The sequence below is a fragment of the Ruegeria sp. K7 genome, from assembly GCF_056531785.1.
The window spans coordinates 74,394-88,256 of sequence record NZ_JBQFMJ010000015.1; the positions used below are offsets into that span (position 1 = coordinate 74,394).

Sequence of the window (13,863 nt, forward strand, 5' to 3'; positions counted from 1 at the left end):
CGCTGTACAGGACCACCATGGAAAACGTCGTTCTCATCATCCATCTTCTTTTGGCTCTGGGCCTGATCGCCGTCGTCCTGATGCAGCGGTCCGAAGGCGGCGGCCTTGGCATGGGCGGGGGTGGTGGTGGCGCCATGACCGGTCGTGCGGCTGCAACCGCGCTGGGCAAGCTGACATGGATCCTGGCGGCATGCTTTATCGTAACCTCGATCACGCTGACCATTCTGGCGGCTCAGAAATCCTCGGGCAGTTCGGTGATCGATCGTCTGGGCGTTCCGGCACCGGCCGCAACAGAAGACAGCACACCAGCGGTTCCGTCGGCGGATGATCTTCTGCCACCGGCGCAGGGCGACAACGCGCCGCTGATTCCGCAAGCCGATTGATTCACTAGACCTAGAAACCTGAAAGAGAACTGCAACAGCATCTTGCGGTTCTCTTGCGCTATTGGCGCGAATCCTTTATACGTGAAGTCCCGTGATGCAGCGGTTTTTCGGAACCGCCGGGCAGCTGATTTTGACGTCTCACGGGAGCAGCCGAAAAAACATGGCGCGATTTATTTTCATCACTGGTGGTGTGGTTTCGTCCTTGGGCAAAGGACTGGCGTCGGCGGCCTTGGGCGCGCTGTTGCAGGCCCGGGGATATTCGGTGCGTCTGCGCAAGCTGGATCCCTATCTGAACGTCGATCCCGGCACGATGTCGCCGTTTGAACATGGCGAAGTTTTCGTCACCGATGACGGGGCCGAAACCGATCTGGATCTTGGTCACTATGAGCGTTTCACCGGTGTTGCCGCCCGAAAAACCGACTCGGTCAGTTCGGGGCGAATTTATTCCAATGTGCTCGAGAGAGAGCGCCGTGGCGACTACCTTGGCAAGACCATTCAGGTGATCCCGCACGTTACCAACGAAATCAAGGATTTCATCGCCATCGGCGAGGATGAGGTCGATTTCATGCTGTGCGAAATCGGTGGTACCGTTGGTGACATCGAAGGCCTGCCCTTCTTTGAAGCCATCCGCCAGTTTAGCCAGGACAAACCACGCGGCCAGTGCATTTTTATGCACCTGACGCTGCTGCCCTATATAAAGGCCTCGGGTGAGCTGAAAACAAAGCCAACCCAGCACTCGGTGAAGGAACTGCGTTCCATCGGGCTGGCCCCCGACATTCTGGTCTGCCGCTCCGAAGGTCCGATCCCCCAAAAAGAGCGCGAGAAACTGGCCCTGTTCTGCAACGTGCGCTCGGACAGCGTGATCGCGGCGCAAGACCTGTCCACGATCTACGACGCGCCATTGGCCTATCACCATGAAGGGCTGGATCAGGCCGTTCTGGATGCGTTCCAGATCAGCCCGGCCCCCAAACCGGATCTCGCGAAATGGGAAGATGTCAGCGATCGCATCCACAACGCCGAAGGTGAAGTGAAGGTCGCCATCGTCGGCAAGTACACTCAGTTGGAAGATGCCTATAAGTCCATCGCCGAAGCATTAACCCATGGCGGAATGGCGAACCGGGTGAAGGTGAAGATTGAATGGGTTGATGCGGAAATCTTCGACACCGAGGATGCCGCGCCCTATCTGGAAGGTTACCATGCCATCCTTGTCCCCGGCGGATTTGGAGAGCGCGGGACAGAAGGCAAGATCAAGGCCGCGCAATATGCCCGCGAGCACAAGGTGCCCTATCTGGGTATTTGTCTGGGCATGCAGATGGCCGTCATCGAAGCGGCGCGGAACGCCGCCGGCATCACCGAGGCGGGCTCTGAGGAATTCGACCACGAGGCCGGGAAGAAACGTTTTGAACCCGTGGTTTACCACCTGAAAGAGTGGGTGCAGGGCAACCACAAGATCGAACGCAAAGTCGGTGACGACAAAGGCGGCACCATGCGTCTGGGCGCATACAACGCAGTGCTGGCCGAAGGATCGAAAGTGGCCGAGGTCTACGGCAACACCAATATCGAGGAACGCCACCGGCACCGCTATGAAGTGGACATCAAGTACCGGGACAAGCTTGAAAAGGCGGGCCTGAACTTCTCGGGCATGTCACCTGACGGCCGTCTTCCGGAAATTGTCGAATGGTCGGATCACCCGTGGTTCATCGGGGTGCAATACCACCCGGAACTCAAATCCAAGCCGTTTGACCCGCATCCGCTGTTCCGCGATTTCGTGCGCGCGGCCAAGGAAACGTCGCGCCTGGTCTGACACAACAGACTGACCGGGCGCTGAACAGCGCCCGGCTACTGCACCATTCAGAGCTTCAGTGCTTTGCGGGTCTTGGGCCCGACGATCCCGTCTGGTTCCAGACCGTTTTCTGCCTGGAAATCAATCACAATTGCATGCGTGATCTGGCCGAATTCACCATCCGCAATAATGTCGTAGCCCAATTCCGCCAGCCGCTTTTGCAGTTCCTGAACTTCGGCCCCGATATCGCCAATGGAAAGGTTTGCGTTGGGGACGGTCCGGTTTGAAATCGCTTCTCCCAAAACACCGTCCTTGTGCCACTTGCGTATGGTCTCGTCGGCAATCTCGAAGTGCATTCCATCTTCAAAACTGCTGAAACCCACGCCCCAGAACCAGCCAGCCGCGTTGAAAAACGGTGCCATCGCGGCAAGGCCCGCCAGTGTCTTGCCGTCCTTACCAGCGGTTCCCCCTTTGACACCGATACCATCCAATGCACCTTCGATATTGATGTCGATTGCGCAACCCCATGAATGATTGGACGGATTGTTGCTGTTCTTGATTTTTCGGACACACAGCATCCCCGAACTCCCAAGGGTTTTGAACACTTCTGGATGAGCATCTTTCACATCCGCCATAACGCCGCGCAGCGAAGCAATAGCGGGTTTCAGGCCGGTCGCTTTGAACGGCCCCACGTCGTCTGTGACCATCAGCGATTTGAGCTTGTCGTTTCCTGCAATCCCTCGGCACTTGTTGTCCAGCACAGGCCGCGGCATGCCAAGGATAGCCAACATTGTGGACCGCTTGGCAGAGCTTAGCCCTTTGTTGATCTTTTTCGGTATGTCGACAACTTTCTTGGGCTTAACCATTTCTGACCTCCTGAAATACCGCATCTCACAACATCAAAGCGTGTCCGGCCCGCGCCAGTTTCTCAAAAAGAGACTTAATCGTAGCAACGCTCCGCTGAATACGTGAGGCGAAAATTGCTTTGTCTAATGCATCATTATGCATACACGATTTCCGCAAATCGGGCAAATCCGGCAAATAAACTCCGAAGGGTGGTTTTCGTCATTTGCGGGATTGCCATGTGCCACACAATCAGGCCACGTTTAGCGTGAATCAGAGGGCAAGTTATGACCAAAGGATACTGGATCGCTCACGTCGATGTGGACGACATTGAAACCTACAAAAACTACATTGCGGCAAACGCCGAACCTTTTCACGCCTATGGGGCAAAGTTCATGGTCCGCGGTGGTGAATACGAAATCAAGGAAGGCACCTCGCGGTCGCGTACGGTCGTGATTGAATTTCCAAGTTATGAGGACGCGCTGGCCTGTTATGATAGCGACGCCTATCAACGTGCCAAGGCTTTGCGTGACCCGGTCGCGACCAGCGATCTGGTGATTGTTCAGGGCTATGACGGGTAGTCCACGCTTGGCGACCTACAAAATATGGGATAAGCTGCGCTCATGCTAAAAAAGCTTTTTCAGGCCTTTCGCCCACCCCAGCAGACGACCCTGCCCGACCCGGATGCCGAACTGGCTCTTGGGGCCTTGATGGTGCGGGTGGCACAGGCGGATCGGGATTATAAGCTTGAAGAAATCAGCCTGATCGACAGGATTTTGGCCCGCCTCTACCAGCACAACGCGATCGAGGCTGCAAAAGTGCGGGCAACTTGCGAAAAGCTGCACGCGGCGGCCCCCGACACCGACACATTCGGCAAGCTGATCCGCGAAACAACAGACCTGAAAGAACGGTTGGCGGCTTTGGATGCCTTGTGGGAGATCGTGCTGGCCGATGGCAACTCTGACGAAGGTGAAATGAAAATCGTGGAAGAGGCCCGGATTGCCATGGGCCTTAGCTTCAAGGACAGCCAGATTGCCCGCGAACGGGTGCTGTCACGCTTGGAAGCTGAATAAACCGGATCTATATCTCTCTCATGTTCAAGGATTTTCTGTCACGGCTTTCCCAGCCTCAGCCCGACCCGCTTGCCGAAGACGATGCCCGATTGGCGCTGACCGCCTTGCTGGTTCGTATCGCGCGGTCCGACAACGACTATGCAGACTCTGAAATGGCGCGGATCGACCGGATTTCGGCGGAACGCTACGGCCTGTCCCCTTTCGAGGCCGCCGGTCTTCGTGCCCGCGCGGAAGACCTTGAAAGCGAGGCACCCGACACCGTGCGCTTTACCCGCGCCATCAAGGAAGCCGTCGCCTATGACGACCGGCTGGCCGTCGTTCAGGCAATGTGGTCTGTGGCTCTTGCCGATGGGCAGCGCTCGGGAGAAGAGGATTCGCTTCTGCGATTAGTGGTCAGTCTTCTGGGTGTCAGCGACGTGGACTCCGCGCTAGCCAGACAAAAGGCTGCCAAATCGTGACGGCGATGCTGGGCATGTACGACATGCCCGCGCTTCACGCGGCCAATGACCGGTTCTGGAGCTTGATTCGTGCGGAACTTGGGTTCGGCCCGACGCACCTGACCCGAGACCAGGATTTCTGGGAGGTCTGGCAAGACCCCGATCTGGTTTTGTCGCAAACCTGCGGAATGCCCTACCGCACAAGCCTGCACGGAAAAGTGCAACTGGTCGGCACGCCCGATTATGGCCTGCCCGACTGCCCAACCGGCTATTACTGCTCCGTGTTTGTGGCCCGCACCGATGACACACGCCCTTTGTCCGAATTGGCGACCGGCATCTTCGCCTATAACGAGGCGTTGTCCCAATCTGGGTGGTCCGCACCTGTTACTCATCTATCCGCTTTGGGCCTGCGCCCGGGTGAGTTGCTTGAAACCGGCGGCCACGCGCGCTCCGCCAACGCGGTCGCGGACGAACGGGCCGACTATGCCTCGCTCGACCTGCTGACCTGGACGCTGCTCAGGGAACACACAGAACTGGGATCGCAACTGCGCGAAGTCGCGAGAACGGAACCGACACCGACGCTGCCCTACATAACTGCCCTTGGGCAAGACGCCGGTCGCATCGCCGGGGCCGTCAGAAGGGCCATTAACCGTTTGTCAGATGCCGACCGCCAGGCACTGCACATCAACGGTTTGGTCGACATCCCGGCCGAGCGCTACCTGGCGGTTTCCACGCCCCCGGCCCCGCAAGCGTTCGGGTCGCACGACTGAACAAATTGAACAGCTGAATTGTTCAATTTGGTCGTTTCCCGATGGGAACATGTTATTTGCGCATTGCATTGCCCAACATTTTGCGCCCTATTACCGCACTAACACTCACAACAACTGGACGACCCGTGACAGATTCCACTCCCGTTATCGAGATCAAGAACCTTCACAAAAGCTTCGGGCATCTGGAGGTGCTGAAGGGGGTGGATATTACAGCCAGGCGCGGGGACGTTGTATCGCTCATCGGATCCTCCGGTTCCGGAAAGTCGACCCTGCTGCGGTGCTGCAACCTCCTGGAAGACAGTCAGGAGGGCGAAATCCTGTTCAAGGGTGAGCCAGTTCGCTGGAGTGGTGACAGCCATCATCGCCGGCCCGCAGACCCCAAACAGGTCCTGCGCATCCGGACCAACCTGTCGATGGTATTCCAGCAGTTCAACCTTTGGTCCCACATGACCATTCTGCAAAACGTGATGGAAGCACCCGTAACCGTTCTGGGCCGCAACAAGGCCGAGGTTGAAGACAGCGCGCGCAAATACCTGGAAAAAGTGGGTATCGGCGACAAATGTGACGTCTATCCGGCGCAACTGTCGGGCGGTCAGCAACAGCGCGCAGCTATCGCGCGCGGGCTGTGCATGGAACCCGAGGCGCTGCTGTTTGACGAACCCACTTCGGCATTGGACCCCGAATTGGAGCAGGAAGTCATCAAGGTGATCAAGGATCTGGCCGCCGAGGGCCGCACCATGATCATCGTAACCCACGACATGAAGATGGCTGCTGACATCTCCAGCCACGTTGTCTTTCTTCATCAGGGCCTTATCGAAGAAGAAGGCCTGCCCGAAGATATCTTTACCACCCCGGAATCCGAACGGCTTCGGGGCTTTCTCTCCGCCACCAAGGCGGCTTAACTGATCGATAGAATCACTAATGGGGAGTAACCAATGAAAAACCTGATTCTGACCACTGCAGCACTGGCGCTGACCGCAGGCATGGCAATGGCCGACACCGTCCGCATGGGGACCGAGGGCGCCTACCCTCCGTATAACTTCATCAATGACTCCGGCGAGATCGACGGGTTCGAGCGCGAAGTCGGCGATGAACTGTGTAAGCGCGCCGGTCTGGAATGCGAATGGGTCAAGAACGACTGGGATTCGATCATTCCGAACCTGGTTTCGGGCAACTACGACACCATCATCGCGGGCATGTCGATCACCGATGAGCGTGATGAGGTTATCGACTTCACCCAGAACTACTTCCCTCCGGCGGCATCGGCTTATGTCGGGGCATCCGAAGGTGTTGACGTAAGCAGCGGCATCGTTGCGGCACAAACCGCAACGATCCAGGCCGGCCACGTGGCCGAGTCCGGCGCAACCCTCGTCGAGTTTGCAACCCCTGAAGAAACCATCGCTGCGGTTCGCAACGGCGAGGCTGACGCGGTATTTGCAGACAAGGACTTCCTGGTGCCGATCGTCGAAGAATCCAGCGGTGAACTGGTATTTGTCGGCGACGATGTTCCGCTTGGCGGCGGCATCGGTCTCGGTATCCGTGAATCCGACGGCGAGCTGCGCGGCAAGTTCGACGAAGCCATTACTTCGATGAAGGCGGATGGCAGCCTGAACGAGCTGATCATCAAGTGGTTCGGCGAAGGCGTTCCGACGTACAACGCGGACGGCTCGGTCGTTACCAACTAAAAACTCTGTCTGATGGTTCGGCGCCTCTTGGCGCCGAACCTGTCTTGGCCCCGCGCCGGATCCGACGTTCGAAAGACGCCTTATGTTCTCCTACTGTACCGATCCCGACACGCTCGGCACTTTCCGCTGGTTTTCCTGCTATCTGACCAATGGCGTGCATTGGTCGTTTTATCTTTCGTTCGTCAAGGTACTGGCCCTTTTGGCCGTAACCGCCCCTGTCGCGCTTAGCTTTGGTTTCGCTGGAGCCATGGCCGCCCGGTCACATTTCCCACCGCTCAGCTGGCTGGGCAAGGGGTATATCGCCATCGTTCGGGGCGTACCCGACATCGCGTTTTTCCTGTTCTTCGTGATTGCACTGGATCAGGCATTCGAATGGACCCGCCACAAGGTCTTCTGCCCCGACTGGACCGATCCGATTCGACAGGGCAACGATTTCATCGTCTGTCAGGCTGCCAAGCTGCCGTTGGGCACTTCGCCGGAATGGGTGCATGAAACCTATGGGTTTTTTCTGGCCATCATCACATTCTCGATCGTATTCGGTGCATTTGCCGCCAACGTTCTGTTTGGGGGGATGCGCGCCGTGCCGCACGCCCAGCTTGAGACAGCCGAGGCCTATGGCATGACCCGCCGCCAGACCTTCTGGCGCGTCCTTGTTCCGCAAATGTGGGTCTATGCCCTGCCTGGCTTGTCGAACCTGTGGATGGTGCTGATCAAGGCTACGCCCCTGCTGTTCCTGCTGGGGATTGAGGATATCGTCTACTGGGCGCGCGAACTGGGCGGCACCAAGACGTCGAAATTCACGCAATACCCGCATGGTGACTGGCGCATGTGGTATTTCCTGTTCCTCCTGCTTTTCTATCTGGGCATGACCCGAGTATCCGAAATCGGGCTTGAACGACTGATGCGGCGACTGTCGCACGGTCAGGCAACATCCGGCGGAGAATTGCTGCGCAAGGAGACCACCGCATGAGCTGCCTGCAAACCATCCAGGACTATGCCCTGCGTTCCATCGGCCTCGGCGAGCGCCTGCTGCCGCGCAACGATTTTACCTTGTGCGAACAGTTCACCCTGATCGGATCGGGGATGATCTGGAACGTCTATTTCGGCCTGATGGCGCTGGCGACCGGGTTCTTTCTGGCCACCGCACTGGCCGTCGGCAAGTCTTCCACCAACAAATGGCTGCGCAAACCGTCTGAGTGGTTCATCTTCATCTTCCGGGGATCGCCGCTGTTCATCCAGTTCTTCTTTGCCTATTTCTTCTTCCTGTCCCTGAAGAAATCCTACCCTATGTTTGATGCCTTGACCTCGGCATGGCTTGGGGCGCTGATCGTTCTGTTGCTGAACACAGCCGCTTATACGGGCGAAATCTTCTATGGCGCCCTGCGCTCGATCCCAAAGGGCGATATCGAGGCGGCCGACGCTTACGGTCTGACCGGGTGGTCCCGTTTCCGCCGCGTTGTCTGGCCGACAATGCTACGCCTTGCATGGCCGGCCTATACAAACGAAGCGATCTTTTTGTTCCACGCAACGACGCTCGTGTTCTTCTCGGCCTTCCCGGCCTGGCAACAACGCGGAGACGCGTTGTACTACGCCAGCTATTTTGCGGACAAAACGTTCAACCCGTTTGTTCCCTATCCGATTCTGGCCTTTTATTTCATCCTGCTAACACTGGTGATCGTCTGGGGGTTCGGCAGGGTGAACAAGCACCTGAACCGGCACCTGCCGCAGGCCAAACGGTCCAAAATGCGGCTTCGCCTGAATCTGGCGCGTTAACAAACGCTTTTGAATCAATAACCGGGTTTGAACAACCAGGCCCGAACGTCTTTTTGACCTAGCCCAATGCGGGTTAGGTTGCGAAAATCCGTACCTGAGAAAAAGGGGAGAAGTGGTACCGCCTCCCTGGCTTGAACAGGGGACCTCTGGATCCACAATCCAGCGCTCTAACCAACTGAGCTAAGGCGGCACTCGTGAGGGGCGATGTACCGAACGCGCAGCGGGATTGCAAGAGGATTAAAGCTGAATTCTCCAGCTTTGTTCAACCAGATCGACGCCGAATGACTGCACCGGTTTGCTGCCCGTCAGCTGCCAACCGTTCGCCTTGTAAAGCGCGCACGCGGCCTTGTGGCTTTCATGCGTCCATAAGACCATTTCCTTGTAACCGGCAGTGCGCGCAAAGCTCGTGCAGGTGTCGAGTAGCCGCTTGCCCAGCCCCTGCCCTCTTGCCTGCGGCACAAGCAGAAACAGCCGCAGCTTTGCCGTGTCGCGGTCCAGCGAGACGCAGAAAATACTGCCCAGCCTTTCGCCCGCCTGTTCAACAATCCAGCCGCGTTCCCTGGCCGGATCATGCGATGCGGTAAATGCGTCCAGAATACTGGCAACAAGCGGCGCAAATGTGTGGTCAAAGCCTTCGTCGCGCGTGTAGAGACGGTCGTGTTGGTCAACCAGCCACGATGCATCGTCGGATCGAAACGGTCTGAGAAGCGCATCTTTCATAAGCCATCTGACCGCAAAGGCGACTTGATTCTCAACCCTTTGCGCGCTAGCACGAATGCTCAGTCCCGGAGGCACTTATGGGCATCAATACCGAACGCGACATTCAGGCTAACCTGCAGATCGGTCCGACCGATCACGGCATGGTCCGCCTGTTCATCGAAGCCGATGGCGTCGAGATTCCGATGGATTTTGACCCGGAAGAAGCTGAAGAAATCGCGGAAGAAATTCTGGCCGCAGCACAGGCTGCCCGCGCGGTTCAGGGCTGAGCCTTTACAGCCTGGGGTCGCGAAAAGCGTTCAGCCTGCGGGCGCTGTCCATGGCAAATTTCTGGATCATCTTTTTTCTCCGCGCCGGGGCAACCTTGTCCTCTGGCGCCATTCGGACGATTTCTGCATCATAGGCATCGGCAATGATCAGGCCGGTTTCCGGCGGCAGCATCTCGGTCGGGAATTCGGTATCGACGGCCCAAAAGAAACGGTCGCACCACTCCAGGTAGCCGTGCCACTTGGAATCTGACTGATAGTCCACCCAACTGGATTTGCATTCCACAACCCAAAGCTCGCCCTTAGGGCCAAGCCCCATCACGTCCACCCGCAATCCACGCGCGGGAACAAATTCTTCAATTGAAACATACCCGTGGGTCAGAAGGTGGCGTGAAACCCCGCGGGCCAGTTTCTGGCCGGGCTGCATTTCCAGTGTCATTCAAAATATGTGAACAATTCATGAACAAATATCAAGCCCCTCAAACATGTTGACATGATACCATTCAGTATCATAATAACGTGATACCAATCGGTATCTCTTTGAGGTGACCAATGAACACACAAACACAATTTGCATTCCGGGCGCTGGCCGACCCTACCCGCAGAGACATTGTAAGAATGCTGGCATCGGAGGATCTGACGATAGGCCAGTTGACGGACCGGTTCGACATGACCCGAGCTGCCGTCAAGAAACACCTGACCGTTCTGTCCGATGGCGGTCTGATTACGGTCGAGGCTCGCGGGCGAGAGCGCATCAACCGCCTGGAACCCCAAGGCATGGCACCCGTTCTGGACTGGTTCAGCTATTTTGATCAGTTCTGGGATGACCGTCTGAACAATCTGAAGGAAGCTATTAAAGGGAAAAAGAAATGACCAACGCTGTTTTGCAGAAAACAATCTTCCTGCGTGCCGAACCTGAAACGGTTTGGGCTTATCTGACCGACCCTGACCGCTTGGCAGAGTGGTTTCACAAACCCAAACACCCCCTGACCGAGGGCGGCAAGCTGGAGATGTTTGGAACCACCAGCGGCGATCTGCTGATCTGGGGTGAAGTCAAAAAGGCACGCCCTTTCGAATACCTTGAATACACGTTCACCGTGAAGCCGATGGGAGACGCCGTCAGTATAGTAAAATGGACCCTGGAACCCGTTGCCGGGGGCACGAAGCTTGGCCTGCTGCACGAAGGCCTGCCACAGGGCGCCGAGGCCTTCGGCCTGATCCTGGCGCTGGATAACGGTTGGGATGAACATTTCGGCAAGATGCGCACCGCATTGCACGAAACAGTTGATGCCTGACCCCTTGTGCAAACCCGCTGCAACCCCTACTTAGGCGCGTGGCGGGTTCTGCCCTTCTTGTGACTGGTAGCATTCTGGTGGCCTTAAGCAATTCCGAGGGGGCTGGCTCTGTTCAGGTCCTGGCCTGATTACCCGGCGCCCACCTGTACATACAGGTCCTCGGGAATCACACCGCACGGTTGACTGGTGGTCCCGCCACATTTTCCGCTAAAAAATCAGCGCTCTGCGCCAGTTTCCTGCTTCACCAAGGCGGGTTCAAATTTGTGGACAACCGGGGTTCCCCGGCGTGGCCCCTGCGGCTTTTCCGCCATGCTCATGACGGCATAGGCAAATTGCACCCCGGCAAAAACGATTCCATTCATGAACCAGATCATCAGCAATGCAATCAGGCCAAGTTCCGACCCGGTGATCAGATTGCGCAGATTGGCGACGTTGAAAACCAAAAGCACCGTAACGAAAGCCGCCGAGATGACAAATCCCCAGGCAACCTGAGTGATGTACAACCGTATCAGTTTGGGCATGGCGGGCCTCCTTGCGCTCTGACATTCAGTCTAGCGCTTGTCGGTCGCCGGTAAAGGCGTCAGAACGCCTCGGGCTTGGCCTCACGCGCCATGTGATCCAGAACGGCGTTCACGAATTTCGGCTCCTTGCCTTCCGGGAAAAAGGCCCGTGCTACATCGACGAATTCGGTGATTACCACTTTGGGCGGCGTGTCGCTTTGGGTCAGTTCGGCGCCTGCGGCGCGGAAGGTTGCACGCAAAGTTGGGTCGATGCGCGCGATGGGCCATTTCGCGACCAATGCGCGATCGGTCATCTGGTCGATCGGCGCCTGATAGTTCACGGCGTCATCCACGAGCTTTCGAAAAACGCTGATGTCGCCATCCAGCATTTCTTCGCCCTCGTAAACTGCGCCAAACCGGTGATCCAGAAACTCATTAACAACCTGTTCGGTCGTTTGTCCCGACTGCTCCATCTGGAACAACGCCTGCACAGCGTAAAGCCGGGCGGCGGATTTCATCAAGCGTTTCTGGTTGGCCGGTTTCGGCGCGTCTGTCTGGGTCATGCTGTCGTGGGTCCGTTGCTGTCGCCCGCCACAAGGATGGACTCGGACGGCGGCTTGAAGCCGACGCCCTTTTTGGAAGAGCCCCACTTACGGCTGAGCGCGATCAGATGCAAGGCCGCAGCGGCCGCTCCGCCACCTTTATTCATCTTTTCAGGGTTTGCGCGGACTTCTGCCTGATCGTCATTTTCGACAGTCAGGATACCGTTACCGATGCACAAGCCCTGCAAGCCCATGAGCTGAATGGCCCGGCTGGAATCGTTGCATACCGTTTCGTAATGCGTGGTCTCACCGCGGATAACACAGCCCAGCGCGACATAGCCGTCATAATTGCACTGACGATCGGCCATGGCGATGGCGGTTGGGATTTCCAGCGCACCGGGCACCTCGACAACCTCGCAAGTGCCACCTGCCGCTTTGATCTCGGCCTTGGCTCCGGCGATCAGGTTGTCGGCAATCGCGCGATAGAAAGGCGCGGCCACGATCAGCAGTTTCACCGGTTCATCGAATGTCGGCGTCGGCAGAACGCCATGTTTGTCTTGTTCAGCCACGATCAGTCATCCTTGAGTATGGAGCGGGTGCCGACGATGGACAGGCCAAACGCATCGAGCCCCAGATAAACGGTTTCCGGCGAGTCCGTCAGCAACACCAGTTGCTGAACGCCCATTTTGGACAGAATCTGAGCGCCCAGACCGGTTTGCTTGATGGTGCGCGGGCCTTCGTCCTCGGCCGCATACAGCGAGTTGCGCGGCTGGCGGAACAGGCACACGACCCCACGCCCTTCCTCGGCGATTTTTTCCATCGCGCGGGGCAGTTCCCGCGACGATTTCGGACCTAGGCCCAGGATGTCCGGCGCTTCGTGCAGGGCGTGGGTTCGGGTCAGGACAGGCTCGGGCGTGGTAATGTCGCCCTTGGTCATGACCACATGTTCAATACCGTGGGTCTGGTCCGTGAACAGGCGCATCTCCCACTCGCCGCCATATTCCGACATCACCATTTCGCGTGAGGTTTCGACCACCAGGTTGTCATTGCGTGACCGGTACGCGATCAGATCGCTGATCGTACCGATCTTCATGTTGTGCTCTTTAGCAAAGGCGACTAGATCAGGCAGGCGTGCCATGGTGCCGTCCGGTTTCATGATCTCGCAGATCACGCCCGAGGGGTTCAGCCCCGCCAGACGCGAAATGTCCACGGCAGCCTCGGTATGACCGGCACGCACCAGCACCCCGCCCCGCTTGGCCCGCAGCGGGAAGATGTGACCGGGAGTGGCGATTTGCGCCATCGTGTTCTGCTCATTGATTGCGGTCGACACAGTTAGTGCGCGGTCAGCTGCGGAAATACCGGTTGATACACCTTCACGCGCCTCGATCGACACGGTGAAGGCGGTTTCATGCCGGGACGAGTTGTTCACCGCCATCATCGGCAGGCCCAGCGCGTCGACCCGTTCGGCGGTCATCGGCAGGCAGATCAGGCCGCGCCCGTGGGTGGCCATGAAATTGATTGCCTCGGCATCCGCGAATTCGGCGGCGATGACCAGATCGCCTTCGTTCTCGCGATCTTCGTGATCGACCAGAATATACATCCGGCCTTTGCGCGCCTCATCGATGATTTCTTCGATCGGACTTATCGCGTCACGCAACTGGGCCTCGACCGGGCCGGGGGTTTCAAAGCTCATGGGGCAGCCTTTCGCAAGAGCACGTATGAGCGGCTGGATAGACCACCATTCGCCCAAAGGCCAGACCACATGCGGCGTCAGCGGACTAGAACGCGGCGTTGTT

Annotated in this window: 20 protein-coding genes and 1 tRNA gene; 13 read left to right on the forward strand and 8 right to left on the reverse strand. The window is 57.5% G+C overall.

Annotated elements, in window-relative coordinates; all coding sequences use genetic code 11:
* Positions 1–17: 17 nt before the first annotated feature.
* Both secG and ACR0FE_RS19825 read left to right on the forward strand, forming a co-directional pair.
* Positions 18–383, forward strand: a complete 366-nt coding sequence (secG, locus tag ACR0FE_RS19820; RefSeq protein ID WP_170616550.1) for a preprotein translocase subunit SecG — start codon at positions 18–20, stop codon at positions 381–383.
* 160 nt (positions 384–543) lie between these two features.
* Positions 544–2,187 (forward strand): CTP synthase, encoded by a 1,644-nt coding sequence (locus tag ACR0FE_RS19825; protein WP_480914819.1) that lies wholly within the window; start codon positions 544–546, stop codon positions 2,185–2,187.
* A gap of 47 nt (positions 2,188–2,234) precedes the next feature.
* Here ACR0FE_RS19825 and ACR0FE_RS19830 read toward each other — a convergent pair whose 3' ends face one another.
* The gene (locus ACR0FE_RS19830; protein WP_170616555.1) at positions 2,235–3,032 is read right to left on the reverse strand and encodes a peptidoglycan-binding protein; all 798 of its coding nucleotides are present in this window, start codon (positions 3,030–3,032) and stop codon (positions 2,235–2,237) included.
* 264 nt (positions 3,033–3,296) lie between these two features.
* On the opposite strand from ACR0FE_RS19830, the gene ACR0FE_RS19835 reads away from it, so the two are divergent.
* From ACR0FE_RS19835 to ACR0FE_RS19870, 8 genes are all read left to right on the forward strand, one after another.
* A complete protein-coding gene (locus ACR0FE_RS19835) occupies positions 3,297–3,590 on the forward strand; it encodes a DUF1330 domain-containing protein (protein ID WP_170677578.1) in 294 nt (97 codons plus the stop codon).
* Between the two features lie 42 nt (positions 3,591–3,632).
* Positions 3,633–4,082, forward strand: coding sequence for a tellurite resistance TerB family protein (locus ACR0FE_RS19840; RefSeq protein ID WP_170616560.1), 450 nt, complete (start codon positions 3,633–3,635; stop codon positions 4,080–4,082).
* A gap of 20 nt (positions 4,083–4,102) precedes the next feature.
* A complete protein-coding gene (locus tag ACR0FE_RS19845) occupies positions 4,103–4,540 on the forward strand; it encodes a tellurite resistance TerB family protein (protein ID WP_170616564.1) in 438 nt (145 codons plus the stop codon).
* Positions 4,537–5,289 carry a PhnD/SsuA/transferrin family substrate-binding protein gene (locus ACR0FE_RS19850; RefSeq protein WP_170616567.1) on the forward strand — a complete coding sequence of 251 codons (753 nt, stop codon included), beginning with the start codon at positions 4,537–4,539 and terminating at the stop codon, positions 5,287–5,289. Before ACR0FE_RS19845 ends, ACR0FE_RS19850 begins: the two co-directional genes overlap by 4 nt.
* Before the next feature lie 125 nt (positions 5,290–5,414).
* On the forward strand, positions 5,415–6,191 hold the full coding sequence (locus tag ACR0FE_RS19855) for an ATP-binding cassette domain-containing protein (protein WP_170616569.1): 777 nt from the start codon (positions 5,415–5,417) through the stop codon (positions 6,189–6,191).
* 33 nt (positions 6,192–6,224) lie between these two features.
* Positions 6,225–6,974 (forward strand): transporter substrate-binding domain-containing protein, encoded by a 750-nt coding sequence (locus tag ACR0FE_RS19860; protein WP_170616571.1) that lies wholly within the window; start codon positions 6,225–6,227, stop codon positions 6,972–6,974.
* A gap of 82 nt (positions 6,975–7,056) precedes the next feature.
* Positions 7,057–7,944, forward strand: a complete 888-nt coding sequence (locus tag ACR0FE_RS19865; protein ID WP_170616573.1) for an ABC transporter permease subunit — start codon at positions 7,057–7,059, stop codon at positions 7,942–7,944.
* Positions 7,941–8,747, forward strand: a complete 807-nt coding sequence (locus ACR0FE_RS19870; RefSeq protein ID WP_480914821.1) for an ABC transporter permease — start codon at positions 7,941–7,943, stop codon at positions 8,745–8,747. Before ACR0FE_RS19865 ends, ACR0FE_RS19870 begins: the two co-directional genes overlap by 4 nt.
* A 113-nt stretch (positions 8,748–8,860) precedes the next feature.
* On the opposite strand, the gene ACR0FE_RS19875 is transcribed toward ACR0FE_RS19870, so the two are convergent.
* Together ACR0FE_RS19875 and ACR0FE_RS19880 are read right to left on the reverse strand one after the other, a co-directional pair.
* A tRNA-His gene (locus tag ACR0FE_RS19875) sits at positions 8,861–8,937 on the reverse strand.
* A gap of 47 nt (positions 8,938–8,984) precedes the next feature.
* The gene (locus ACR0FE_RS19880) at positions 8,985–9,467 is read right to left on the reverse strand and encodes an N-acetyltransferase family protein (protein WP_480914823.1); all 483 of its coding nucleotides are present in this window, start codon (positions 9,465–9,467) and stop codon (positions 8,985–8,987) included.
* Between the two features lie 77 nt (positions 9,468–9,544).
* On the opposite strand from ACR0FE_RS19880, the gene ACR0FE_RS19885 reads away from it, so the two are divergent.
* Positions 9,545–9,733 carry a DUF6324 family protein gene (locus tag ACR0FE_RS19885; protein ID WP_170616580.1) on the forward strand — a complete coding sequence of 63 codons (189 nt, stop codon included), beginning with the start codon at positions 9,545–9,547 and terminating at the stop codon, positions 9,731–9,733.
* A gap of 4 nt (positions 9,734–9,737) precedes the next feature.
* Here the strand turns inward: ACR0FE_RS19885 and ACR0FE_RS19890 are convergent, their stop codons facing one another.
* Positions 9,738–10,169 (reverse strand): MmcB family DNA repair protein, encoded by a 432-nt coding sequence (locus ACR0FE_RS19890; RefSeq protein WP_480489663.1) that lies wholly within the window; start codon positions 10,167–10,169, stop codon positions 9,738–9,740.
* A 113-nt stretch (positions 10,170–10,282) separates the two neighbouring features.
* On the opposite strand from ACR0FE_RS19890, the gene ACR0FE_RS19895 reads away from it, so the two are divergent.
* Both ACR0FE_RS19895 and ACR0FE_RS19900 read left to right on the forward strand, forming a co-directional pair.
* The gene (locus tag ACR0FE_RS19895) at positions 10,283–10,603 is read left to right on the forward strand and encodes an ArsR/SmtB family transcription factor (protein WP_480914826.1); all 321 of its coding nucleotides are present in this window, start codon (positions 10,283–10,285) and stop codon (positions 10,601–10,603) included.
* Positions 10,600–11,025, forward strand: coding sequence for an SRPBCC family protein (locus tag ACR0FE_RS19900; RefSeq protein ID WP_480914828.1), 426 nt, complete (start codon positions 10,600–10,602; stop codon positions 11,023–11,025). The genes ACR0FE_RS19895 and ACR0FE_RS19900 overlap by 4 nt, the downstream gene beginning before the upstream one ends.
* 215 nt (positions 11,026–11,240) lie before the next feature.
* On the opposite strand, the gene ACR0FE_RS19905 is transcribed toward ACR0FE_RS19900, so the two are convergent.
* Genes ACR0FE_RS19905 through ribB form a run of 4 tightly spaced genes read right to left on the reverse strand, consistent with a single transcriptional unit; the run spans position 11,241 to position 13,760 of the window.
* Positions 11,241–11,546 carry a hypothetical protein gene (locus ACR0FE_RS19905; protein WP_170616590.1) on the reverse strand — a complete coding sequence of 102 codons (306 nt, stop codon included), beginning with the start codon at positions 11,544–11,546 and terminating at the stop codon, positions 11,241–11,243.
* Positions 11,547–11,605: 59 nt separating this feature from the next.
* Positions 11,606–12,088 carry a transcription antitermination factor NusB gene (gene nusB / locus ACR0FE_RS19910; RefSeq protein WP_170616592.1) on the reverse strand — a complete coding sequence of 161 codons (483 nt, stop codon included), beginning with the start codon at positions 12,086–12,088 and terminating at the stop codon, positions 11,606–11,608.
* Positions 12,085–12,636 (reverse strand): 6,7-dimethyl-8-ribityllumazine synthase, encoded by a 552-nt coding sequence (locus ACR0FE_RS19915; protein ID WP_480811343.1) that lies wholly within the window; start codon positions 12,634–12,636, stop codon positions 12,085–12,087. Before ACR0FE_RS19915 ends, nusB begins: the two co-directional genes overlap by 4 nt.
* Before the next feature lie 2 nt (positions 12,637–12,638).
* Positions 12,639–13,760 carry a 3,4-dihydroxy-2-butanone-4-phosphate synthase gene (gene ribB / locus ACR0FE_RS19920; protein WP_480489659.1) on the reverse strand — a complete coding sequence of 374 codons (1,122 nt, stop codon included), beginning with the start codon at positions 13,758–13,760 and terminating at the stop codon, positions 12,639–12,641.
* Positions 13,761–13,863 lie beyond the last annotated feature (103 nt).

Bases quoted from the DNA above. Each gene is read 5' to 3' on its own strand.
- ribB (WP_480489659.1), bottom strand. From the start codon at position 13,760: ATGAGCTTTGAAACCCCCGGCCCGGTCGAGGCCCAGTTGCGTGACGCG.
- ACR0FE_RS19840 (WP_170616560.1), top strand. From the start codon at position 3,633: ATGCTAAAAAAGCTTTTTCAGGCCTTTCGCCCACCCCAGCAGACGACC.
- ACR0FE_RS19880 (WP_480914823.1), bottom strand. From the start codon at position 9,467: ATGAAAGATGCGCTTCTCAGACCGTTTCGATCCGACGATGCATCGTGG.
- ACR0FE_RS19895 (WP_480914826.1), top strand. From the start codon at position 10,283: ATGAACACACAAACACAATTTGCATTCCGGGCGCTGGCCGACCCTACC.
- ACR0FE_RS19870 (WP_480914821.1), top strand. From the start codon at position 7,941: ATGAGCTGCCTGCAAACCATCCAGGACTATGCCCTGCGTTCCATCGGC.
- ACR0FE_RS19845 (WP_170616564.1), top strand. From the start codon at position 4,103: ATGTTCAAGGATTTTCTGTCACGGCTTTCCCAGCCTCAGCCCGACCCG.
- ACR0FE_RS19830 (WP_170616555.1), bottom strand. From the start codon at position 3,032: ATGGTTAAGCCCAAGAAAGTTGTCGACATACCGAAAAAGATCAACAAA.
- ACR0FE_RS19865 (WP_170616573.1), top strand. From the start codon at position 7,057: ATGTTCTCCTACTGTACCGATCCCGACACGCTCGGCACTTTCCGCTGG.
- ACR0FE_RS19825 (WP_480914819.1), top strand. From the start codon at position 544: ATGGCGCGATTTATTTTCATCACTGGTGGTGTGGTTTCGTCCTTGGGC.
- ACR0FE_RS19885 (WP_170616580.1), top strand. From the start codon at position 9,545: ATGGGCATCAATACCGAACGCGACATTCAGGCTAACCTGCAGATCGGT.
- secG (WP_170616550.1), top strand. From the start codon at position 18: ATGGAAAACGTCGTTCTCATCATCCATCTTCTTTTGGCTCTGGGCCTG.
- nusB (WP_170616592.1), bottom strand. From the start codon at position 12,088: ATGACCCAGACAGACGCGCCGAAACCGGCCAACCAGAAACGCTTGATG.
- ACR0FE_RS19860 (WP_170616571.1), top strand. From the start codon at position 6,225: ATGAAAAACCTGATTCTGACCACTGCAGCACTGGCGCTGACCGCAGGC.
- ACR0FE_RS19905 (WP_170616590.1), bottom strand. From the start codon at position 11,546: ATGCCCAAACTGATACGGTTGTACATCACTCAGGTTGCCTGGGGATTT.
- ACR0FE_RS19835 (WP_170677578.1), top strand. From the start codon at position 3,297: ATGACCAAAGGATACTGGATCGCTCACGTCGATGTGGACGACATTGAA.
- ACR0FE_RS19900 (WP_480914828.1), top strand. From the start codon at position 10,600: ATGACCAACGCTGTTTTGCAGAAAACAATCTTCCTGCGTGCCGAACCT.
- ACR0FE_RS19890 (WP_480489663.1), bottom strand. From the start codon at position 10,169: ATGACACTGGAAATGCAGCCCGGCCAGAAACTGGCCCGCGGGGTTTCA.